The sequence below is a fragment of the Haemophilus haemolyticus genome (genome assembly GCF_003493605.1).
GTDB classification, from domain to species: domain Bacteria; phylum Pseudomonadota; class Gammaproteobacteria; order Enterobacterales; family Pasteurellaceae; genus Haemophilus; species Haemophilus haemolyticus_J.
The window spans coordinates 44,850-70,030 of sequence record NZ_QQKA01000001.1 but is presented as its reverse complement, the minus strand read 5'-3'; the positions used below and the strand labels follow the sequence as shown (position 1 = coordinate 70,030).

At 37.5% G+C, this 25,181-nt stretch carries 16 protein-coding genes; 7 read left to right on the top strand and 9 right to left on the bottom strand.

Annotation, left to right across the window (positions count from 1 at the left end; translation table 11 throughout):
• Positions 1-19: 19 nt before the first annotated feature.
• The 3 genes from mukB to mukF all read right to left on the bottom strand — a co-directional run bounded on the left by mukB (position 20) and on the right by mukF (position 6,880).
• Positions 20-4,552, bottom strand: coding sequence for a chromosome partition protein MukB (gene mukB, locus DV424_RS00280; RefSeq protein ID WP_118858669.1), 4,533 nt, complete (start codon positions 4,550-4,552; stop codon positions 20-22).
• Positions 4,552-5,286, bottom strand: a complete 735-nt coding sequence (gene mukE, locus DV424_RS00275; protein ID WP_105891036.1) for a chromosome partition protein MukE — start codon at positions 5,284-5,286, stop codon at positions 4,552-4,554. The genes mukB and mukE overlap by 1 nt, the downstream gene beginning before the upstream one ends.
• Before the next feature lie 259 nt (positions 5,287-5,545).
• Positions 5,546-6,880: a chromosome partition protein MukF gene (mukF, locus tag DV424_RS00270; RefSeq protein WP_118858668.1), complete on the bottom strand. Its 1,335-nt coding sequence runs from the start codon at positions 6,878-6,880 to the stop codon at positions 5,546-5,548.
• Positions 6,881-7,029: 149 nt separating this feature from the next.
• On the opposite strand from mukF, the gene ttcA reads away from it, so the two are divergent.
• The 5 genes from ttcA (at position 7,030) to DV424_RS00245 (ending at position 14,101) form a co-directional block, all read left to right on the top strand.
• Positions 7,030-7,971, top strand: coding sequence for a tRNA 2-thiocytidine(32) synthetase TtcA (ttcA, locus tag DV424_RS00265; protein ID WP_118858667.1), 942 nt, complete (start codon positions 7,030-7,032; stop codon positions 7,969-7,971).
• A gap of 1 nt (position 7,972) precedes the next feature.
• Positions 7,973-8,302 carry a TusE/DsrC/DsvC family sulfur relay protein gene (locus DV424_RS00260; protein ID WP_118858666.1) on the top strand — a complete coding sequence of 110 codons (330 nt, stop codon included), beginning with the start codon at positions 7,973-7,975 and terminating at the stop codon, positions 8,300-8,302.
• Positions 8,303-8,421: 119 nt separating this feature from the next.
• On the top strand, positions 8,422-8,631 hold the full coding sequence (locus DV424_RS00255; protein ID WP_005631673.1) for a TOBE domain-containing protein: 210 nt from the start codon (positions 8,422-8,424) through the stop codon (positions 8,629-8,631).
• 162 nt (positions 8,632-8,793) lie between these two features.
• Positions 8,794-11,217 (top strand): TonB-dependent receptor plug domain-containing protein, encoded by a 2,424-nt coding sequence (locus DV424_RS00250; protein ID WP_118858665.1) that lies wholly within the window; start codon positions 8,794-8,796, stop codon positions 11,215-11,217.
• A 103-nt stretch (positions 11,218-11,320) separates the two neighbouring features.
• On the top strand, positions 11,321-14,101 hold the full coding sequence (locus DV424_RS00245; protein WP_118858664.1) for a M16 family metallopeptidase: 2,781 nt from the start codon (positions 11,321-11,323) through the stop codon (positions 14,099-14,101).
• A gap of 122 nt (positions 14,102-14,223) precedes the next feature.
• Here the strand turns inward: DV424_RS00245 and thrS are convergent, their stop codons facing one another.
• A complete protein-coding gene (gene thrS / locus DV424_RS00240) occupies positions 14,224-16,155 on the bottom strand; it encodes a threonine--tRNA ligase (protein ID WP_118858663.1) in 1,932 nt (643 codons plus the stop codon).
• Positions 16,156-16,438: 283 nt separating this feature from the next.
• On the opposite strand from thrS, the gene DV424_RS00235 reads away from it, so the two are divergent.
• On the top strand, positions 16,439-17,023 hold the full coding sequence (locus DV424_RS00235; protein ID WP_105892068.1) for an FMN-dependent NADH-azoreductase: 585 nt from the start codon (positions 16,439-16,441) through the stop codon (positions 17,021-17,023).
• Positions 17,024-17,098: 75 nt separating this feature from the next.
• On the opposite strand, the gene topA is transcribed toward DV424_RS00235, so the two are convergent.
• Positions 17,099-19,705, bottom strand: a complete 2,607-nt coding sequence (gene topA / locus DV424_RS00230) for a type I DNA topoisomerase (RefSeq protein WP_118858662.1) — start codon at positions 19,703-19,705, stop codon at positions 17,099-17,101.
• 95 nt (positions 19,706-19,800) lie between these two features.
• Here topA and DV424_RS00225 point away from each other — a divergent pair, with 95 nt between their 5' ends.
• Positions 19,801-20,718: a LysR family transcriptional regulator gene (locus tag DV424_RS00225; protein WP_118858661.1), complete on the top strand. Its 918-nt coding sequence runs from the start codon at positions 19,801-19,803 to the stop codon at positions 20,716-20,718.
• Between the two features lie 61 nt (positions 20,719-20,779).
• On the opposite strand, the gene pntB is transcribed toward DV424_RS00225, so the two are convergent.
• From pntB to DV424_RS00205, 4 genes are all read right to left on the bottom strand, one after another.
• The gene (pntB, locus tag DV424_RS00220) at positions 20,780-22,204 is read right to left on the bottom strand and encodes a Re/Si-specific NAD(P)(+) transhydrogenase subunit beta (protein WP_005637794.1); all 1,425 of its coding nucleotides are present in this window, start codon (positions 22,202-22,204) and stop codon (positions 20,780-20,782) included.
• Positions 22,205-22,214: 10 nt separating this feature from the next.
• On the bottom strand, positions 22,215-23,753 hold the full coding sequence (gene pntA, locus DV424_RS00215) for a Re/Si-specific NAD(P)(+) transhydrogenase subunit alpha (RefSeq protein WP_118858660.1): 1,539 nt from the start codon (positions 23,751-23,753) through the stop codon (positions 22,215-22,217).
• 306 nt (positions 23,754-24,059) lie between these two features.
• Positions 24,060-24,566, bottom strand: coding sequence for a DUF5384 family protein (locus DV424_RS00210; protein ID WP_118858659.1), 507 nt, complete (start codon positions 24,564-24,566; stop codon positions 24,060-24,062).
• Between the two features lie 15 nt (positions 24,567-24,581).
• Entirely contained in the window at positions 24,582-25,085 is a 504-nt protein-coding gene (locus tag DV424_RS00205; protein WP_118858658.1) for an outer membrane lipoprotein, read from the bottom strand.
• Positions 25,086-25,181: the final 96 nt, after the last annotated feature.

Sequence of the window (25,181 nt, the reverse complement as noted above, 5' to 3'; positions counted from 1 at the left end):
TTCTCTGGTCTTTATATTCTTATTCTGTCGCACCGAATCCGCGTAAACCAACAACATGTACATGCTCTTGGTTGCCTGCGATTTTACGCACGAGTTTATAGGTTGTACCTTTTTCTGGGCTAATGTTTTCTGGCGCAGCAATAAGTAACTGCATATCTAAACGTTCGCAAAGCTCAAATAAGGTAGAAATAGATTTACCGTCTAAACGCGCTGCTTCATCTAAGAACAACAAGCGACAAGGCACAATATCTTTACCACGAATTCGACGGCTTTCTTCTTCCCAACTTTGAACAACCATTAAGAGAATTGACATACCTGTACCGATAGCTTCGCCAGTAGAAAGTGCGCCACTTTCTGCACGTAACCAACCATCTGCACCACGGAATACTTCCACTTCAAGTTCAAGATAATTACGGTAATCTAACAATTCTTCCCCAATTGTTTGCGCTGTGCGTTGCCCCATATCAATATGTGGATTAATGCGTTGATAGAGCTTCGCCATAGCTTCAGAAAAGGTAATGCGGTTATCGTTGAATAAATCTTGATATTCATCTTGCTGACCAGAAAGCGCATCCAGCAACATCGCGTGCGTATCGCGAATATTTACCACCAAACGCACAGATTTCACTTGACCAAACGAGATGTTTTGCAAACCTTGATTGAGCATACGAATACGATTTTGTTCACGCTGAATCGTTTTACGCATAATATTTGCAACACTTTCAGAACTGATTGCCAATTTTTTCTCACGACCAGTTAATTCAGCCGTTAAGCGAGAAAGCTCAATTTCCATTTGTTCAATGGCATCAATTGGATCATCCGTTTTAATGATGTCTTGGCGAATACGTTCACGTAGATGCTGATACACCGCAATAAAGAACCGCACTTTATTTTCAGGTTTGCGACTATCTTCCGACACTCTTAAGCTATCACGTAGATATTCATTATCCGCCACTGCTGTACGCAACGCACCTAAAGCTTTATCCGACATTGAACGTAACTCATCTGCAGATAAATAAGCGAGCTCTCGACGATTGAGGCGTTTTTCCATATCGGAATTACGTGATAAACGTAAAACCACACACCAACTCACTTTCGCTGCCACAACTAATTCACGTTGAGTTTTATAATCACGTTCGGTTTTACGAATAAGACGATTTAAGTTGTCCGCTTCGCTTTCAATTAATGTCAGTTGTTTTTCTACATAAGACCGACACTGACGGCTCATTGAAAGTTGTTGATGTAATTCATCACGACGGATACGCGCGCGTTCTTCAGCACCATCATCAGCTCTCACGCCAAGATCGCTAATCTCTCCAATCAATTCATTTAAAAGCTGATATTTACTATCGTAAGAGCTTTGTAACTGAATCAATACGCGATTATATTCTGCAAATTGACTTTGTTTTTGACGAACTTGCTCACGTTGCGTATCTCGCTGTGCCTGCATTTGTTCTAAACGTTGGCGAAGTTTTTCGTTTAGTTCAGAAGTTTCAGCCTGCCCTGCATCTTCATAACCAAAATGCGGTTTACGCTGTACAACATCAGCTAACGCAAATACACGTTGTTGAACTTGTTTTTGACGCTCAATCGCTTGAGTTAATTCATTTTTTAAGCCTTCGTAATTTTCTGGATCACTTTGTAAACTATTGGCAATCGGCTCTAATTGTGACAACGTTACGCCATGCTGACGAATAAAATATTCATCTTGCTCTGCAATATCTAATTGCTCGCGACATTCTTCAATACGATCAATTAAATCTTCATCAGCTAATACATTGAGTTGTGGAATTAACTTGTTGAGTAATTGCAGTTTTTCTTTTGCATTATCTAATTGAATGCGTAATTGTTGTTCGCCGCTATTAAATTGGTTTAATTCACGATCAATTTCATTGCGTTCGCGATTAATCTCAGACATTAACGCTTCTGGATTTGGCTGGAACGCAAGTGCCAAATGCAACCCAACAAATTGGCTGAAATGTTCGTATAAACGTTGGCATTTTTGTACATCAAACGCAATTTGGGCATATTGTTCTGCCACTTCATCACGTTCAATTTGTAATTCTTCTAAACGTTTTTCACGTGCTGCTCGCCCAAATAATGGAATTTCAGGGAATCTTGAATAGCGTAATTCACGATCTGAAACTTGCACTACAACACCCAGCTCAAGTTCTTGTGCGGATAATACGCTGTCGTCAAATGCGGTAGGATCGCCTTCAATTAAATACAAATCATCAGGACAATCTTCTAATTGCGCAAGTTGTTCACGCACAGCATTGAGATCACGCACGACAATAGCATGACGTGCAGGCCCGTAAAGTGCGGAGAAATAAGGCGCATCTTCAATGGTTACATCATCGTAAAGCTCTGAAAGCAACACCCCACCAAAACGCTCTGCCAGCATATTTAAACGCGGATCTTCTGAACCATCTGGCTGACTTAAACGAGAAATTTGTTCATCTAAATGCAAACGTTTTTGTTCAAGTTGATCACGTTGCATCGTGAGTTCACGTTCTTTCACAAGTTGAGATTGCATAAAATTCATCACATCTTGGCTATGTTCAAACGTCTCGCCGCTTTGTTGCTCTAAACGTTCTAATGCAGCTTGAGCCGTCAGCCATGCTGGGGCTTTACGCGCATTTTCATCATAAAGTGCAGTTAAATTTTCACGTTTTTGACGAAGTGTAGAACGATTTTCCACTTGTTCTGAAAGTCTTGCTGAAACATCTTCAATCAACGCTTCTTGCTCGGCGTGATAATCCTCTAATTCTTCTGCCGTTTGTAAACTTAAATTAGCACGTTGATTAAAATCATTAAGTAATTTGACCGCACTTTGTTGTTGTGCATAACGTTGCTCAAGTTCATGTAATTTTGTGCGAAGTTGTGGCGTTTGTTGTGCCTGCAATTTTTGGCTTGGATATTCACGTAATAATTCTTTGGCACTTTCCCACGCAGCAGAACGAGGCATTTCACCCGCAATTTTGCATACTAATTGATACGCTTTATCAAACTGAGATTTTGCTGCTTCAGAAATTGACATTTTGTGCTCAAGCTCAAGTACGGTTTCCGTTAAACTTTCAGCATGTGCTTCAAATTCTGCGTGATAATCTTCTACATTTTTAACACTTAAATCCGCTAAACCGCATAATGTTTTCGCTTTTTCAAGAGCTGCAATGGCTTGTTGATATTGAAGTGCGCGAGTTTGTTGGGCATCTAATGCTTGTTGATAGTCTGCTAATTGAGCTCGTACCGCATCAATTTCAATCTCGGTTTGTTCAAATTGAGCTTGGCTTTCTTCTAACGCATCATTCGCATCTTCAACCACCATTTTTTGTTCTTCTAAACGCTCGGTGAGTTCTGCAATATCTTCTTGATAACGCGTGATTTTTTCTTGATGACGCAAAGCATTTAACACTAAGTTAAGATGATCAACCGCACTTTGATGATCAACTTCTAAAATCCGTTCATTTTCTGCCAATTCAGCCGCTTCTCGACTTAAATCAACTAAACGATGTTGAGATAAATTCTGCTCTGCTTTTGCTTTATACCACTCGCGACGAGATTCTAATGCAGCCTCAATATTGCCACGGCGTTCATTTGCATTACGCATATAGTCCGAAGCAACATAGTTGGTGGTTTCAGTAATTAAATGTTTGAATAAATCGCGATCTGATTGAGTAACTTTAATCGCTTCTAAAGTCATACGGTTCTCACGCAATGCACTTTCCATATCTTGGAAGGCTTTGCGCACACCTAAATTTTCTGGCAATAAATAGTCACGTAAAGAACGTGTGATTGCGCTGGAAATACCGCCGTATAAAGACGCTTCGATAAGTTTATAGAATTTGCTTCGGTCTGATGCTGATCGTAAACGTTTCGGAACAATACCTAAATCAAACATCATGCCGTGATAATCGGTGATGGAATGATATTGTTTAAATTGTGCACCGATATTTTCAATTTTATCTTTGAGTTCGTTTAAATTAAGTACACGTGCTTGACGTTCGCCCACTGTTTCAGTGAAAAGTGCGGTCGGATTTTGAGATAATTCAACGCCCTGAATTGAGAACGTTTTTAAATCAACTTTTTTATCACGACCCGCAATTTGTTGCAGACGAACACCGACAAGAATACGTTGATGACGTGAGTTAATGGTATCTAATACCGCGTAACAAACACCCGGACGCAATTTACCATGTAAACCTTTATCGCGAGAACCGCCTGTAGAGCCAGCCTCTGTTGTATTACGGAAATGTAAAAGGGTCAAATCAGGAATTAATGCGGTCACAAATCCAGCCATTGTGGTTGATTTACCTGCACCGTTACCACCAGAAAGTGTGGTAACTAATTCATCTAAATCGAAAGTACGCGCAAAAAAACCATTCCAGTTAATTAAGGTTAAAGAACGGAATTTACCACGCTCTACACCATTATTTGCCGTCATGCTAAAAGGCATTGGCGTTTCAACGATTTCTTCGACGTTTTCATTTTCCATAATGACTTCATCGCTCTCTAATTCGATTTCATTTTCTAATCCAAAAACATCAGACATTATTCTTGTTCTCCGTCAAATTCTTCGTCAATTTCATCCGCACTTTCTGCATCGTTTTCCATTAATTGTGCTTGTTTTTCCAACGCTAAGGATTCTGGTGTTGCCGCTTCTCCATCACGAATAAGTCGAGCTTGTGCTTCTAATGGATCATCTCCGCTACGCACTTCCGCACCAAAACGAAATACAGATTCAGAAATCGTAAATTTCCCACTATTTTGTTCGCCAACAGTTTGAATCATACCTAAACGACGTAAACGACCAATTGCCGCCCGCACTTTTTCTGCCAATTTTTGTTTATCTAGGTCAGAACCACTTGAACGCTGATTAACTGCTTTTAATAATTTTCCTTCATCGGCAAGATTTAATAATTCATCATACACTTCTTGCGTACTAAAAATGCCTTGTTGAGCTAAACGTTCTGGACTTAAATAAAGATAACAAAGCACTTTACCAACAAGCATTTCCAGCTCAGAAAGTACTGAACGTGCAATTAATGTCGTTGCTTTCGGGCGAAGATAGAAAAAGCCTTCTGGAGCACGAATGAGTTCCACGTTATAGCGACGATAAAATCCGTCTAATTCATTTTGGAAATCCATTAAAAATGAGTGATTATCTAAGTGCTCCGTGCTGATATGGCGACCGGAACGTAACAGGCTATCTACCGCTGGAAATATTGGATTTGCAATCGCCACAGCGAGTTTTGGGGAAATTACATCTTGAAGGTTGTCTGTCATAGGTTATTTCTCTATTAAAACTTTATTCAGTTACTTTCTTCGTTAATCATTATTGCCAAATCTCCCCTAGCCCCTCTTTGCTAAAGAGGGGGATATTCTTTAGCAAATCAATTCTTGCTGGTTCCTTCAGCATTTTCTAACACAATGAAATAATCTCAATATCGATTATTTCATTATTATTCCCCTATTTAGCAAAGAAGGATTAGGGAGATCTAACAGGAGTAATTCCGTCGAAATTAGCTTTTAAATTATCTTAAAATCAATACTTATCAATCATATGCGCTTGCACTTCTGCACCACGTTTATTAATTGCTTGCCAATCTGGATAAATACCCGATAAATCATCATTCGCCATACCAAGGCGTACGGCTTGATCAACAATGATTCGAGCCACATCAAAATGACGAGAAAGTGGATAATTTTCCAGTTGTTCTTTTAACACTAAACTCAAATCAATCGGACGGTTATTTTCACGATAAGCAATCAGTAAGTCTTGCATATGCTCTACAATTTGATCATGTAAATCTGAAAGGGATTCGTATTGCAATTCTTCTGGCAATTCACCTAAAGCATCATCTTCACGCAACACCATTTCTTCATCACGCAGATCGACTAAACGCTCAGCTTGCGCTGTCCATAAGAACCAAGGATGCTCAAAATAATTATGAATAGAATTACGTAAACGTTGTGAAAACACGCGATTTTTATCCATATCAATGGCAGTTCGGATAAATTTATGCACATGGCGGTCATAACCAATCCATAAGTCTATGGCTTGTTGTCCCCAGCTAATAATTCGGTCAAGTTTAGATTGTAAATCGGTAATTAATTGATCAATAAAATACAAATCATCACGCCCAATCACACAATCTTGAATACGCAATAATTGTGTTTGAAGTTTATCCCCCGCGGCATTTAGCGTATCTTGCAATTCGCGTAAATTCCCTGATGTTTCATCTAATAAACGTTCACAGCTTGAAATTGCAGCTTGCCAATCTTTAGTAAGAAGCTCTGCAATTTCATCTTTAATACTTTGCTGGTTTTCATCCATAATGCGTTGTGAAAGGTCGATGCTATCAAAAATCTCTGCAACGGAATATTTTAATGGCGCAAACACATTACGACGCCAATAATGTTCGTTTTCGTTATTCTTCACACCTTCTTCTGCAGAATCAGAAGCACGTTGAATTTCATCTGCCACAATGGAAAGTTGCACTGAAAGACGCAATGCGGAAAATTCACGCTGACGAATGTAATAATCAGACACGCCAACACCTAATGGTGTTAAACGATAAATCGCCAAGCCTTCAGTAAATTCGCTACTAAAACGGTTTAACAAACGTTGTTTCACTAATTCATTAATTGCATTATTCGCTCGTGTTGCAATGGCATCGGTGGATTGCTCAAAAGCATTCATCGTGTGGCGGAAAATATCCACAAGATCGGTTTCTAACATTTCGCCGTCTAAACGTTCGTTGTTATAAATTGCAATCGCCAGCAGGAAAACCAAGCGTTCGGTAGGTAAATTCAAAGAAAACTCGCGATCTTTTGCCCAAGAGACGAGTTCAGGAATAGTTTGGGATGTTTCAATCATTGAATTGCAAAGCGTTAAAATTGAACAAAAAATTGGAAAGATTATACAGGATTTTTTACGGATCTTAAAAATCTTCTTTTGAATTGACCGCACTTTTCCTATTTTTCACGTATAATGTGCGCCTTTCATGAATAACTAAAGATAACAGAATGAGAGAATTAACCCACTTAGCCCAACAAGAAAAAAAACAAACCTATAATTTCAATAAATTACAAAAACGTCTTCGTCGCAACGTAGGTAATGCGATAGCAGATTTTGGAATGATCGAAGATGGCGATAAAGTCATGGTGTGTTTATCTGGAGGTAAAGACAGTTATACGCTTCTCGATATTTTGTTGAATTTACAGCAAAGTGCGCCGATTAAATTTGATATTGTGGCAGTGAACCTCGATCAAAAACAACCGGGTTTCCCTGAGCACGTATTGCCTGAATATTTAAAAAGCATTGGCGTAGATTACAAAATCGTACAAGAAAATACTTACGGCATTGTGAAAGAAAAAATTCCAGAGGGAAAAACCACTTGTTCGCTCTGCTCTCGCCTACGCCGTGGAATTTTATATCGCACTGCCACAGAACTTGGTGCAACCAAAATCGCGTTAGGACACCACCGAGACGATATGTTAGCGACACTATTTTTAAATATGTTTTATGGCGGCAAAATGAAATCAATGCCACCTAAATTAATTTCTGACGATGGCAAACAAATTGTGATTCGTCCGCTTACTTACTGCAAAGAAAAAGACATTGAAAAATATGCCATCGCGAAAGAATTTCCGATTATTCCTTGTAATCTATGTGGCTCACAACCAAATCTTCAACGCCAAGTTGTAAAAGAAATGCTTAATACTTGGGATCGCCAATATCCAGGACGTTTAGAAACCATGTTCAGTGCAATGCAAAACATTACATTGTCACATATGTGTGATCCAAAATTATTTGATTTCAAAGGAATCAAACATGGACAACTAATTGATGGCATTGAAGGCGATACCGCATTTGATGAAGAAAAAATCACGCCAATACAATTTGAAGATGAAGATCATACCGATTTTTCAAACAACGAAATGATTAACTTTAAAGAAGTAAATTAATATGTTGAATATCAATGGAATGGAAGTTGAAACTGACAAAGACGGTTACTTGCTCCATAGCCAACAATGGAACGAAGATATCGCTAGCTCTATTGCGCAGTTAGAAAATATTGAATTAACAGATGCCCATTGGGAAGTGATTTACTTTGTACGAGACTTTTATCAAGAATATAACACCTCCCCTGCCATTCGTATGTTGGTAAAAGCCATGGCTGAAAAACTGGGAGCAGACAAAGGCAACAGCCGTTATTTGCAACGCTTATTTCCTGAAGGCCCGGCAAAACAAGCCACAAAATTAGCAGGCTTGCCGAAACCTGCAAAATGCCTATAAAAGTGCGGTCAATTTTCCAAAAATTTTTAAACACTTGTGTTTTTTACTTATGACTTGTCTTTTTTAAGATAAGGAATAAAATACAGGCTCTTCTAAACCCTAACTAACAAGGAAATGTTATGAAAATTAGTGCAAGAAACCAATTAAAAGGTAAAGTTGTTTCAATCGAAAACGGTTCAGTAAATGCAATCGTTCACATTGATATCGGTGGCGGTAACGTGCTTTCTTCTACTGTATCTTTAGCCGCAGTTAAAGAATTAAACTTAGAAGTTGGTAAAGAAGCGTACGCAATCATCAAAGCAACTTCTGTAATGGTTGGCGTAGAATAATTTCTTCCATAAAAACAGAATTGAATATAACCGCACTTTTAAAGTGCGGTTTTTTTATTTCTTTGATACCTCTTTTAAGTCAAATTCCCCTTGCATTCATAAATTTTAAAAATATAATGATAATCATTCTTATTTATATCTTTTATTTTAGGGAACTATACTATGTATCAAAAAAAGCCATTAATGTTGTTATTCTGCACAACATTTGTTAGTCCATTTGTTATGGGGAAAACTATTGAAACAACCAACAACCAACAACCAACAACCAACAAAAATATATTGCCCGAAATTGTTGTGTATGGCGACAATAATAAATCACTTTCTTCCGTTAAAACACTCTCTTCTGACGAGATAAGTAAAACGCCTACATCAAATGGTAATATCACTGATTACCTTCGTTCTAATCCCCATATTCGTTATGAAAATAGCGACCAAGATGGTTTTCAACGTGGAGAAATCAAGCCTGAAAATATTTCAATTAACGGAGCCGATCCAAATCAAACTGCTTATTTTGTTGATAATGTCAATATAAATAATGAACTTACTGCTGATAGCGACATTTTTGATGGTTCTATGCAAGTTGTACCTGGAATTAGTCACACTCAAGCTTATTTTTTTGATGCCTCTATGCTTTCTAAAGTGGAAGTACAAGATAGTAATATTTCTGCTAGTTTAGGAGGCTTTATGGGTGGTGCCGTTATTGCTAAAACAAAACAATATAGCGGCACTGATAGCATAAAACTTAAATATCGCACGACAAATTCCTCTTGGGCAAAAATGGAAGCTGGCGACTCAGTACAAAAAATACTTAAACAAGTAAGACCAGATCTTGTCGGAGTGGCAGAGCTACAACCTAAATATGATAAACAAACATTCAATATTTTGGCTGAAAAAAGGCTAAATGATAATTTAGGAATGGTTTTTGGCTATAGCCGTAGAACATCATCTATTGAACAAAATCGTTTAATTGGCTTTGATCAAAATGCCAATAATAAAGCACAGTTAGACAAACAAAATCATCAACGACTTTCCGATAATCTTTTATTAAATTTCAATTGGACACCGCAAGAAAAAGAACGTATTGAATTTGGTTTACGTTATTCAAATTATAAAGAATTGAAATATTTTGGAGAAAATATAGATAACAATGTAAGCGATTATCATCAAGCATTGGGATCAACGCTTGCTTGGGTGCATTCATTTGACTCTGGCGTTTGGACAAATACCTTAGCATACGATCGTTTTAAGGATAAGCGTAAATCATCCTCGAATAATGTTGAAACAACATCTGTGTCAAATGAAGATTATGAACCACTGTATAATTTTGAAAAAGGCGGATATGGTAATAGCCGTTTATCCCAAGATAATTTACATTTTTCTACTGAATATGTAATGGATCCTTTTTATTTAGCTTCTACCGAGCATTCTATTTCTATTGGCGGAATTTATCAGGCAACTAAATATCAATTCTATCGCCCACAGGATGTTCATTCAAAAATAATATTATCTACTTTACAAAATGATGGGACTATAGATCCTTTACCTTTACCAGAAAGTACAACATCAAAAGGTCGTGTTAAAACCAGTTATCAAAATATTGCTATTTATACTGAAGATTTGATTAAATGGCGTAAATTTGAATTTCGACCTGGCATTCGCATTGAACGTAATGATTATTTAAAAAACAATAATATTGCCCCGCGTTTTGTTGCACGTTACCGACCTTGGGATAATACAGGATTTACACTAGGTTTAAATCGTTATTACGGTCGTTCTTTTGCTTCTTTAAAATTAGCGAATGGCATTTTAAAGCTCAATAATAATCCAACACGTCAGCATCAAAACTTTTCATCCCTAAAAAGCCCTTATGCAGATGAATTAAGTTTAAGTTTTGACCAAAATATGGGTAATTTAGCACTGAAACTCGGTTATATTCATCGTGATAATAAAAATCGTATCATATTGAAACGAGAACCTATAATGGGAAAAAGAAAAACTAGTTATATCAATGGGCGTCCGTTTGGTGTTGATATTTATACTTTCCAACTTAACAATATAGAACCTTGGAAATTAGGTAAAACTTATTGGACTACGTCACTTGGTTTTGATTGGTTAAATACAAAACGAGCCGATGGCGAAGAATTTGATCTGAATAAACTTGTTTCTTTAGATGGTAAATTAATGACTTATCGTGAAATGTTACGACAAGTTAATAGTAACACTGAAGATTGGATTGCTCGTCTAGGTATTGATATGACGATACCAGATTACGATATTACTTGGTCAAATAAAGTGTATATGAAAGCACCAATTCGTCGTTATGATCCAATTAATGAAAATAACGATGACGACGATGCTCCTCCACGCTATCGTAGCTATCATTACGGCAGACATACACAATGGGATAGCAGCATTCGTTGGCAACCAACCATTCGTGGTAAACATAGCGTTTATTTGCAAGTAGATATTTTAAATGTACTTAATAAAACACGTAAAAATAAAGTCGCTACTATTTCTACTAGCGATGAATATGGTGTCTATACGCCTGGGCGTGAATTTTGGCTAGAAGTTGGCTATCAATTCTAATTTTCTTCAATGTATAGGGATTATGGGCTTTTGAAATATCCACCAGCCCTACTCTACGCTCGTTTTACTTAGCGTAGAGTTTTCTTTTTTCTAGGTAAAAATAATGAAAAAAACAACCGCACTTTTTTTGCTTATCTTTTCACTAATTGCTTGTCAATCATTGGAACTATCGCCCAATAGTGATTTACCTTTTGATCCAAATATTCAGCACGGTAAACTATCAAATGGTTTGCAATACTTTGTATTAAAAAATACTGAACCCAAAGAACGCGTTTATATTCGATTAGTAATTAATGCAGGCTCAATGCACGAAGATGACGATCAAAAAGGCATTGCTCATTTAGTTGAACATATGGCATTTAATGGCTCAAAGAAATATCCAGAAAATCAAATTATTAATGCGTTAGAAAAACTTGGAATGAAGTTTGCACGAGATATTAATGCTTTCACCGATTTTGAAAATACAGTCTATACTTTAAATTTAGATAGCAACAATCAGCAAAAATTAGAATTGGCGTTTGATGTCATCAATGAATGGATGAATAATATTACTTTTTTGCCTAAAGATGTGGATGGCGAACGTGGTGTCGTACAAGAAGAATGGCGGAGACGTTTGAGCCCAATGCTACGTATTGGTAATAAGAAAAGTGCTATTGAAATGGCGGGTTCTCGTTATGTATTACGTGATCCTATTGGAGATATGGATATTATTAAAACAATTTCAGCTAAACGCGTCGCTGATTTTTACCACAAATGGTATCGACCAGATAATATGTCAGTAATTATTGTAGGCGATATTGATACAAAACAAGTAGTAAAACTATTAAAACAAAACCTATCCCAAGAAAACCCAATTACTAAAACAACATTGGAAAAAATTGATTTTAATATTCCTCTTATCAACAAATGGCGATTAGATTCTATTTCTGAACAAGGCACAACAATTCCGAGTATTGAATTAAGTTTTTTTGAAAATACAATTGAAACCAATACATTAGCGAGTTATAAACAGGAATTAATTCAGCAAATTACCACTCGATTGCTTAACTTACGTTTACAGAAATGGGAAAAGGAAACAGAAAATGGCGTAGATTCTGCAAATTTTTATCGTACTCATTTAGGTAAAGAAACACTACAAAGCATTTTTTCTCTCCAGCTTATAGATACACAATATTCAAAAACGATAGATAAATTATTTGCCTTTATTGCCAGTATAAAACAACAAGGTTTTACTCAAAATGAATTAAACGGAGAGATTAAACGCTTAACTCAACTCAATGAAAAACAATTAAATATTCGTTCTGGTAGTTTAAAAATTGCTGATGATCTCATTACTTCTGTGGCAAATAAGCAAGTGGTATTGAGCGTGAATGATCGTTATGAACTCAATAAACGTTTTTTATCTCAAATTACATTAGCTGATTTACAACGCACGTTAAATCAAACCTTAACATTAAAAGCAAAATTATTATTAATCACTCAACCCTTGCCACAAAAAGCCTTGCCTTTTGATGTAGCAGAAATAGAAACTCATTGGAACAATGCAATGAAAATGCAACAACATCAATGGGATGAAAAAAAACAACTCGAAAAATTACCGCACTTAACATTTAACACAGGCTCACTTTCTCAAGAAAAATACTGGGATCGTGGCGATATTTATGAATTTCGTTTAAGTAATGGAAGTAAATTGATCTACCACTATAGTGACAAAACTCCAAATCAAGTACATTTTCGTGCTGTTACTCAAGGTGGTTTACGTTCTATCCCAGATAAGGACTATCACTTATTACGTGCTGCCGTTAGTGTAGTTGATGAAACAGGTGTTGGAGAACTTTCTCTTTCTGCGGTTAATCAAATTTTTTCGCGTGATCCATTGGTAATTGCAACTGTGATTGATGATGATAAACAAGGTTTTACTGGTGTATCTAAACCTAAGGATTTGGAAAATTTACTGACATTGTTCCGCTTAAAATTACGTTCATCCCCTATATCCGATCTTGCCTTAGAAAAATATCGACGTGAAACCCGTGATTATTTCAAACAGATTGATTTAGAAACACAATTTATGCAAGCCGTTTCAAAACTACGCTTTCCAAATATTGAAACTGTCTATACTCAAAAACAAGCACAGCAATTCGCATTTGATAAAAACCAATTAAGTAACGCTTATCAACGTTATATTTTAAATAAAACAGATTTTACCTATTTTATTATTGGCGATATTGAGCTTAATCAAGTAAAGAAATTGGCAGAACGTTATTTAGCTTCTGTTGAATCAAAAACTCAGATACGTCACTTTGTCCCTACTATTATTCATACACCAACTCAATCATTTATTATGAATGGTTTGAAAGAACCGAGAGCTGATGTAGAAATATACCTTACCGCAGATAATACTTGGCGAGCGGAACAAAAATACTTATTCAATATTCTTGCTGATATTGTGCAAGAAAAATTACGCTTAATTCTACGTGAAAAAGTTTCAGGTGTTTATTCTGTAAATAGTTGGTTTATGCAAGATGTTCATACACCACAAATTGAGGGAAAAATTGAATTTAGTTGCGATCCTAAGCGAGTAGAGGAACTTACGCATCTTACAAATCAGGTGCTAGATGATATTGTAAAAAATGGCATTGATGAAAATTTATTACGTAAAAAACTAGCGGAACAACATACTCAGATTCGACGTGAATTTGATTCTTTAGTTTCAGTTGCTTCGATTATTGAAGAAAGTTACTGGCAACAAGATAATCCAGATGCCATTTATACCTATCAACATTTAGATCAGTTAGCGACAAAAGCCACAATAGATGCGTTGGCTCAAAAAGCCCTAAAAAAATCAGGCAGATTTGTCAGCGTATTAAAAGCAGCTACTTATTAGAAAATAAATGAAATCTCAATAGATCTGAAACAGATAAAAATAACGGTGATCGCTTAAACGATCACCGTTAAATTGAACTCACTGTTTAAACAGTAAATTATATTGGTTATTTTCGAGAAGTATTACTCTTCATTCAATAACTTTAATTCACGACTTCTTACTTGATTTTTCAAGATTTCCGCAAATTCTTCCACAGTAAATGTACCTAAATCAGCACCTTTACGGGTACGTACAGCCACTTTTCCTTCTGCGATTTCTTTATCGCCACAAACGAGCATATAAGGCACGCGACGTAAAGTATGTTCACGAATTTTGAAGCCCACTTTTTCATTTCGGAGGTCTGCTTTAACACGTAAACCTGCATCAGATAAGGTTTTAACGACTTGTTGTACATAGTCAGCTTGGCTATCAGTGATATTCATCACAACTGCTTGGGTTGGGGCTAACCACGCAGGGAAGAAACCAGCATATTCTTCAGTAATGATACCAATGAAACGCTCAATTGAGCCTAAAATCGCACGATGAATCATTACTGGGGTTTTACGGCTATTGTCTTCTGCTACATAAGTTGCATCTAAACGACCTGGTAACGCGAAGTCTAATTGCACGGTACCACATTGCCATTCACGACCTAAACAATCGCGTAGTGCAAACTCAATCTTTGGACCATAGAATGCGCCTTCGCCTTCTTGGATTTCATATTCCAAGCCGTTATGTGCTAATGCAGCTGCAAGACCTGCTTCCGCACGATCCCACATTTCATCTGAACCGATACGATTTTCAGGGCGAGTAGAAAGTTTTACTGCAATATTAGTGAAACCAAAGGTGCTATAAATGTCGTACACCATTTTAATACAGCTAGTTACTTCGCTCTCAATTTGATCTTCAGTACAGAAAATATGCGCATCATCTTGAGTAAAGCCACGCACACGCATTAAACCGTGTAAAGAACCCGATGATTCATTACGATGGCAAGAACCAAATTCCGCCATACGGATTGGTAAATCACGGTAAGATTTTAAACCTTGATTAAAAATCTGAACGTGACCAGGGCAGTTCATCGGTTTAATTGCGTATTCACGGTTTTCAGATTGAGTTGTGAACATTAAATCTGCGTAATTTTGCCAGTGACCTGTTTTTTCCCACAATACACGATCCATCATAAAAGGACCTTTTACTTCTTGATAATCGTATTGTTTTAATTTAGTACGCACGAAAGTTTCAAGCTCACGGAAAATTGTCCAACCATCGTTATGCCAGAACACCATACCTGGTGCTTCTTCTTGCATATGGTATAAATCTAAGGCTTTACCAATTTTGCGGTGGTCACGTTTTGCCGCTTCTTCTAAGCGTGTTAAGTATTCAGCAAGCTGTTTTTTATCCGCCCAAGCCGTACCATAGATACGTTGTAACATTTTATTTTTGCTGTCGCCACGCCAGTACGCACCAGCGACTTTTTGTAATTTGAAATGCTGACAGAAACGCATATTTGGCACGTGTGGCCCACGGCACATATCAATATATTCTAAGTGATGATATAACGCAGGCGTTGCAGTACGTTCAATGTTTTCATCTAAAATTGCCATTTTGTACGGCTCTCCGCGTTTTTCAAACGTATCACGCGCTTCTTGCCAAGTAACACGTTTTTTCACTACGTCATAATTGGTTTTTGCCAATTCCAACATACGTTTTTCGATTGCATCTAAATCTTCTTGCGTTAAAGAGCGATCTAAATCTACATCATAATAGAAGCCATTTTCAATGGTTGGGCCAATTGCCATTTTTACATCTGGGAATAATTGTTTAATAGCGTGTCCAAGCAAGTGAGCGCAAGAATGGCGGATAATCTCTAAACCGTCTTCATCTTTTGCAGTAATAATTTCTAACGTTGCATCTTGGTCGATAACATCGCATGCATCGCGACGTTCTCCGTTTACACGACCTGCGATAGTGGCTTTAGCAAGACCCGCACCAATATCTTGTGCGACTTCAAGAACAGAAACGGGATGATCGAATTGACGTTGGGAACCGTCAGGTAAAGTAATAATTGGCATTGTTTTTTCCTTATACAGTGGTCACCCATACGAAAGGTGACGTGTTCGTTTAAAATTCTATAAAAATTAACCGCACTTTTGCCCTACTTGGCTTCATTCCTACCATTGAACGAGCAAAATTAGGCAAAAAATGCGTGGCGAATTCTATCACTTTCTTAAGGTATTGTTAAATAAATGCACATATTTTACAGAAAGGAAATAATGTTTTTCTGGCTAGGGGCTTTATATCCTAAAAATAAAGGCTAGAATAACCGCACTTTTAACTAGGTAGCAAGGAATAAAAATGAACAACGTATTAGTATTAAAATCTAGTATTTCAGGAAATAACTCCCAGACCAATCAATTAGCTGATTATGTCATCGAAAAATTACAAGGTAATCACATTGTCGTACGCGATCTAGCCCAACAACCGCTTCCATATTTTGATACCGTAGCTGCAATTGCTGTGCGTGGAGAACCAAAAACAACAGAAGAAAAACAACTTTTGGCGTTGTCTGATGAATTAATCGAAGAATTAAAAAACGCACAGACATTAATAATTGGCGCACCAATGTATAATTTAAACATACCAACACAATTAAAAAGCTATTTTGATTTTATCGCACGTCCACGCGTTACTTTCCAATATACAGCAAAGGGCCCTGAGGGTTTATTAAAAGGCAAAAAAGCCATTGTGTTATGTGCATTTGGCGGGTTGTATGATGAAGAAAATTTAGTAACGCAATATATGAAATCAATTTTAGGTTTTATTGGCATCACAGATGTGCAATTTGTTTATGCACAAGGCATTGGATTAGGAGCTGAAGCCATTGAAAAAGCACAATCATCTGCGAAAAATAAAATTAATGAACTTATCGCAAGCCTTTAATTCTCAGATAATCTAAAAAATATAAGAAAATGTATTACAAACAAAAAAGTGCGGTAATTTACCGCACTTTTCTTGTTATTTTTTTCGTTCAACCCATTTTCCATTGATGAAATCAACAATCCATTTCGTTGCTTTTCCATCTTTTTCAGAAGTCACATATTGTTTCTTCTCTTTACGACTAAAACGAACAATCGCTTCATTCCCTTCTGGGTCTTTTTGTGGTGCATCGGCTAAATAAGCTAATTTTTCAGGTAAACGCTCGCGATATTGCACTAGTTCTGCGATTTTAACTGGACGTGTTTCACGGGATTTCGGGAAGTTATGCGCTGACATAAATACACCGCTCGCACCATCACGCAATACAAAGTACGCATCAGATTTTTCACATTTTAGCTCAGGAAAATGTACTGGCTCTTCTTTCGGTGGTGCAACTTCGCCATTTTTCAAAATTTTGCGCGTGTTATCGCAATTTGTACATCCCATATACTTGCCAAAACGACCAAGTTTTAAATGCATATCTGCACCGCATTTATCACACTCAACAACAGGGCCATCATAACCTTTAATTTTGAATGAGCCTTCTTCAATTAAATATCCATCACAATTTGGATTATTACCACAAATATGGATTTTACGATGGGCATCGATTACATAACTGTCCATTGCCGTTCCACATTTTGTACAACGTTTACGATCCATTAATGCTTTGGTTTCTGAAGATTCATCTAAAACATTCAATAATTCTGCTTCAGGAATTAAATTAATCGTCGTTTTACACCGCTCTTTTGGCGGCAATGCATAACCTGTACATCCTAAAAACACCCCTGTACTTGCCGTGCGAATTGCCATATTTCTGTCACAGGTTGGGCATTTAATATCGGTTTCCACGAGATTATTCGGACGCATACCACCTTCAAGTTCATCTAATTCAGCTTTAGAAAGTTGGCTAGAAAAATCCTTGAAGAATTGATTCAATTCAGTTTTCCAATTTACTGAACCAGAGGCAATTTTATCTAAAGTATCTTCCATATTCGCGGTAAAATCGTAATTCATTAATTCCCCGAAAGATTCATTGAGGCGATCAGTTACAATTTCGCCCATTTTTTCTGCATAGAAACGACGATTTTCAGTACGAACATATCCACGTTCTTGAATAGTAGAAATAATTGCCGCATAAGTGGAAGGTCTACCAATACCACGTTTTTCCAATTCTTTTACTAAAGCCGCTTCAGTAAAACGAGCAGGTGGTTTAGTAAAGTGTTGAGTTGGTTGTACTTCTTTTAAAGCAAGTTTTTCTGACACAGTAACTGAAGGCAATTCTTGATCTTCAGGATTTTTGCCTATCTGTGGCAATACTTTTGTCCAACCGTCAAAACGTAAAATTCTGCCTTTTGCTTTTAAGGTATAATCGCCTGCTGACACAGTCAATGTACTGCTATCATATTGTGCAGGCGGCATTTGGCAGGCTAAGAATTGACGCCAAATTAAATCATAAAGGCGTACCGCATCTTTTTCCATTCCTTCTAAAGATTCAGGCAATGCTCGAATGTCAGATGGACGAATAGCCTCGTGAGCCTCTTGCGCATTTTCTTTACTAGAATAGAAATTTGGTCTTTCTGGTAAATATTGTTTACCAAAATGATTTTCAATATAGCTACGTGCCATATTAAGCGCATCTTGACTCAAATTGGTTGAATCCGTACGCATATAAGTAATGTAACCCGCTTCATATAAACGTTGGGCTAACATCATTGTTTTCTTAACGCCAAATCCTAAACGAGTACTTGCTGTTTGTTGAAGCGTTGATGTAATAAATGGCGCACGAGGGCGAGAACTTGTTGGCTTAGTTTCTAAATTTGTGACAACGTAATCGGAAACATTAAGAAAATCTACCGCACTTTGTGCTTCTTTTTGATTCTTTGGATCAAATTTTTTGCCTTTATAATCCGTGACATCCAAACGTATAGATTGTTTATTTTGATTGTTTGTAAGGACGGCAACTTCCCAATATTCTTCAGGTTGGAATGCTTTAATTTCACGCTCGCGTTCTACTAGTAATTTAACCGCAACCGATTGAACTCGACCTGCAGAAAGCCCGCGTGCGACTTTTTTCCAAAGTAACGGAGACACCATAAAGCCCACTACTCTATCTAAAAAACGACGAGTTTGTTGAGCATTAACACGATCTATATTAAGTTGTTCAGGTTTTTCAAAAGCTTGTTTTATTGCATTTTTAGTGATTTCGTTAAACACCACGCGACTAAAACGATCGTCGTTACCACCAATCACTTCACGTAAATGCCATGCAATCGCTTCCCCTTCTCTATCCAAGTCGGTTGCGAGATAAATATGATCTGCTTTTTTAGCAAGCGATTTTAATTCGGAAACTACTTTTTCTTTACCAGGCAAAATCTGATAATTTGATTTCCAATCGTGATAAGGATCAATCCCCATACGTTTAACTAAGGCGTTACGTTCCTTCTCAGCCTTAATTTTTGCTTTTTCTTCGGCATCCATACCTTTGGTTGAAATTGGTTTAGCTTTTTCGCCTGTAGTAGAACCAACCGTCGGCAAATCACGAATATGTCCAACACTTGATTTCACCACATATTGGCTGCCTAAATACTTATTAATAGTTTTTGCTTTTGCTGGCGACTCCACAATCACCAAGGATTTACTCATTTGATTACCTAATATCACTAGAATTTTGTAAAATTGGGGGTATAGTGCAAAGTTATGTAGGCAAAATCAAGCATTTTTTCAAAAAAGGTCTATAAATGGATAAACTCAACGCGATTTCTATTTTCTGCAAAGTTATTGAAACCCAAAGTTTTACATTGGCAGCAAAGCAACAAAATATTTCTGTGGCAATGGCTAGCAAATTAGTTTCACAGTTAGAAGAACATTTAAAAACACGATTGTTACAACGTACCACCAGAAAAATTATGCCTACTGAAGCAGGAATGATGTATTACCAACGCTGCCAAGGAATTTTGCTTGATTTAGATGAAGCAGATTCTAGCATCACCCACCTCACCAGTTCATTACAAGGAAATTTACTTATTTCTGTTCCTCGTGACTTTGGTTTACTTTTCATCGTACCGAATTTACCGCTATTTATTGCCAAGCATCCTAATCTACATGTTGAAATTGAGTTTAATGATAAAAAAATTGACCTTGTGGCAGAAGGCTATGATCTTGCATTACGTATCGGCCATATGGCGGACAGTTCTCTTGTATCACGCAAAATCAGCACAAATACGCTACACTTTGTAGCATCACCAAGCTATCTTGAAGCGAATGGTATTCCACAAACACCTGATAATTTAGAACATCACAATGGCTTACTTTATAAAAATGTAATGAATCAAGTGAATTGGGTTGGCTCACGCATAAATCAAACACAGCGCTTCAAAATCCAATCAAAGGTTGTGAGCAATAGTGGTTTAGCCTTATTAGAAATGGCAAAAGCAGGACTAGGCATTGTGAATTTACCTAGATTTATTATTGGTCAATCTCTCGAAAAAGGGGAACTCATCGAAGTATTGCCAGAATATAAACAACAAAAATTAGAAATTCATGTGGTCTATCCAAACAGAAGACATTTACCAATAAAAGTGCGGGCATTTATTGAATTTTTATCTGGTTTAGGCTTGTGTTCAGAAATTTTGGAAAATCCTGAAAATAGTCACTAAACACCATAAAAAAACACCGCACTTAGGCAACCCCAAGTGCGATTATTTTTATACGTGTTTTTTATAATGCTTTTAAGATATCTTCAACACGATCTTTTGCATCACCAAAGAGCATTTGCGTATTCTCTTTGAAGAATAATGGGTTTTGTACGCCAGCATAACCCACAGCCATTGAACGTTTGAACACAATCACATTTTGTGCTTTCCATACTTCTAACACTGGCATTCCCGCGATTGGGCTATTTGGATCTTCCATCGCAGCTGGGTTTACCGTATCGTTCGCACCAATAACCAATACCACATCGGTATCAGCGAAATCGTCGTTGATTTCATCCATTTCAAGTACCACATCGTAAGGTACTTTTGCTTCGGCTAAAAGCACGTTCATATGACCCGGTAAACGTCCTGCAACAGGATGAATACCAAAACGAACGTTCACACCACGTTCACGCAATTTTGCCGTAATATCAGCGACTGGATATTGTGCTTGTGCCACAGCCATACCATATCCCGGCGTGATAATTACAGAACTTGCATTTTTCAACAATTCAGCCACTTCTTCCGCTGTAGTTTCACGGTGTTCGCCTTGTTCTTCGCTTGAAGAAACTTGAACATCGTTACCAAAACCACCCGCAATTACGCTCACAAATGAACGGTTCATCGCTTTACACATAATGTAAGACAGAATTGCACCAGAAGAACCAACAAGCGCGCCTGTAACGATGAGCAAATCATTATTCAACATAAAACCTGCCGCCGCCGCTGCCCAACCAGAATATGAGTTAAGCATTGATACCACAACTGGCATATCTGCCCCACCGATTGATGCCACTAAGTGCCATCCAAATGCAAGCGCAATCGCTGTCATTAATAACACAGGAAAAATGCTTTCTGGATTATTCAAGAATGCAACCATTAATAATGCAGATACCACAAGTGCGGCTAAATTTAATTTATGGCGATGCGGTAACATTAATGCTTTTGAATTAATTTTTCCGCTCAATTTACCAAATGCGACAACAGAACCAGTGAAAGTTACTGCACCGATAAAAATACCTAAAAATACTTCGACATTATGAATATTCGTTAATACCGCTTGTTCAGCTACAAATGCGGCTTGTGCTGCTGCATCTAATCCTTCAGGCATTAATGCCTCATGGTGTAAACCATAGCTATTAAAGCCTACGAGTACAGCCGCTAAACCGACGAAACTGTGAAGAATCGCCACAAGTTCTGGCATTTCAGTCATTTCTACTTTTAATGCACGTTGAACACCGATTGCACCACCGATGATCATTGCAATAATGATCCAAAATGTTCCTTCAGAATGAGGCCCAAAAATTGTTGCGATAAGGGCAATTGTCATACCAACAATACCGAACCAACAACCCGCTTTAGCAGTTTCATGTTTAGAAAGTCCTGCCAAGCTCATAATGAAAAGTAATGCTGCTAAAATATATGCAGCCTGTACTAAACCTTCAGACATTGTGCGCTCCTTAACCTTTTCTAAACATTGCTAACATACGTTGTGTGACACGGAAACCACCAAAAATATTGATGCTTGCCACCAAAATCGCCACAAAAGCTAAGGCATCGATAAATAGGTTGCCTGTTGGCTGACGAATTTGTAATAACGCACCCACAATAATAATACCTGAAATTGCATTTGTTACTGCCATTAATGGTGTGTGAAGTGCATGGCTAACATTCCAAACCACGTAATAACCCACCACGCAAGCTAAAACAAATACAGTGAAATGTGATAAAAATGCAGCGGGCGCAACAGAAGCTAACCAAAGGAATAACACACCAACACCTGCCATCACACCATATTTCATACGAGGATCTGTTGGTTTAGATTCTTTTTTCTCTGCCACTGGTGCAGCTTTGGTCTCTTGTTTTGGTTGTGCAGACACTTGAATTTGTGCTGGTGGAATTTCTTCTCCATCACGAACAACAGTTACACCACGAAGAACCACATCTTCAAAATCAATATTGATATTGCCATCTTTCTCTTTGCACAAAAGTTTTAATAAATTGACTAAGTTTGTGCCATAAAGTTGAGAAGATTGCGTTGGTAAACGGCTTGGGAAATCTGTATAACCAATCACTTTCACTTGGTTTTCAGTTGTAACAACTTCCCCTGCTTGAGTATATTCACAGTTACCGCCAGTTGCAGCGGCTAAATCCACAATTACCGAACCTGGTTTCATTGAATCCACCATTTCTTTGGTAATCAAACGAGGTGCTGGTTTACCTGGAATGGCTGCCGTAGTAATAATAATATCGACTTCTTTAGCTTGTTCTGCGTAAAGCTCCATCGCACGACGGTTAAATTCTTCCGACATCACTTTCGCATAACCATCACCACTGCCGCCTTCTTCTTTAAAATCAATTTCTAAGAAGCTCGCACCCATACTCTGAACTTGCTCTTTCACTTCAGGACGAGAGTCAAAAGCACGAACAATCGCCCCAAGGCTATTTGCCGCACCAATTGCCGCCAAACCAGCCACGCCCGCACCAATTACCAACACTTTTGCTGGTGGAACTTTACCTGCAGCAGTAATTTGCCCAGTAAAGAAGCTACCGAATTCATGCGCAGCTTCAATGACAGCACGATAACCAGAAATATTCGCCATAGAAGAAAGTGCATCCAATGCTTGCGCACGAGAAATACGAGGCACTGCATCCATGGCTAACACATTAATTTTCTTCGCGGTGAGTTTTTCCATTAACTCAGGATTTTGCATACGCCAAATAAAGCTCACAAGCGTTGCGCCTTCCTTCATTTGAGCGATTTCTTCATCTGTCGGTGCATTTACTTTGAAGATAATATCCGATTGCCAAATTTCAGCCGACGAACCGATCTTCGCGCCTGTCTCTAAAAATGCTTGATCTTCAAAACTAGCTTTAAAACCTGCATCGTGTTCCACGATCACGTCAAAGCCCAATTTCAATATTTGCTGAACCGTTTTCGGCGTTGCAGCCACACGGCTCTCATTCTCAAGCAGCTCTCTAGGTACACCAATTAACATATACTGTTTCCCTCTGATTGATGATTGGGTTGATGAGATTAATGAACAAACTTTCGCCTATTCATCGTTAAAATGACAAAAAGTCAAACGGATACAACTGTATCATTGATTGAATGAAAATAGGTAACGTTTTTAAGTGGTTTTACAAGATATTGTGATAGGGATCACGAAAAATCTCTATTTATAATTTTCTGTAAAAAAATCAAAAATAATAAATCTATATATCTTATAAGTAATAATATTATATAGAAAAGGCCTCCCAACTTTTGCTGAGAGACCTTTAAAAAAGCTTTGAATTAAAGAATATTATTTAAAGAAACCTGATTCTTTTTTTACTCTAGCTTCCCCTTCTCTTTCCATTAGATTTTTAGTTCCACTGGAAATATTACGTGCTGAATCTGCTCCAGACTGAATAACGTCAGTCTTAGCTGACTCTCTTTTTAATTCTTGCTCAATAAAATCATCTTCACGATTTACACGAGCTTTTTTACGAGCTAATTCCAACTTACGCTCTTCAATCTCAAGCTGACGTAATTCATCTTCATAAGACTGATCACGTTTTTTATCAGCCATTTGATTCTCATATTCACGTTGTTCAATAGCTTCTTGTTTACGACGAATTTCTGCTTGAGCTGCTGCACGCGCTTTTGCTGCTGCTTGAGCTACTGCACGAGCCTTTGCCGCTGCTCTTGCCTCAGCTTGCTGACCACTACTTTCTGCGGCTGCCACAGCACTAATATCAGATCCTAAATCTGCAAATGCAGGTGAAATAACAGCACAGCCTGTTAAAAGAATAATTAAACTTTTTTTCATTGTTTAACCACCTAATTATTTTTTAGCTGGACATTCTGAATTTGGTTGAATACGGGTTTCATTTGCTTTAGTTGTAATAACCACAGCTAAACCAGGTTTAAATTGACATTTACGGCCTGCTTGAGTTGAAGTGTATACCTTAGTGCCTTGTTTATAAGTTAAACTAACACCTTCAACTTTAACTTTATCTTTAACCATAGAACCAGCAATAGCCCCACCTGTAGCTCCAGCTGTACCAGCTGCAGCTGCCGCAAGATTACTGTGTTGATAACCTAATACAGCACCAGTAAGACCACCGAGAATTGCACCTGCTGCCTGAGCCATTTGTTTATTTTCTTTATTATCAACAAGTACTTTAGCTGGCAACACAGATAAGATCGTGACAGTTTTAGTTTCTTGCTTAGTATTTAATTGTGTTGTGTCATAGACATCAGCCCCTAAGTCTTCAGAAGAAACGTTTGCACAACCAGCTAAAACCAAAGAAGAAGTTAATGCAGTTAAGAGAAAATATTTTTTCATCTAAATGATCCTCAAGTTGATTAAATTTTAAATTAATAAATTTAGGATAAAAATTATCCTACTCAAAATTCTATAAAACTTTTATGTATAAGTAAA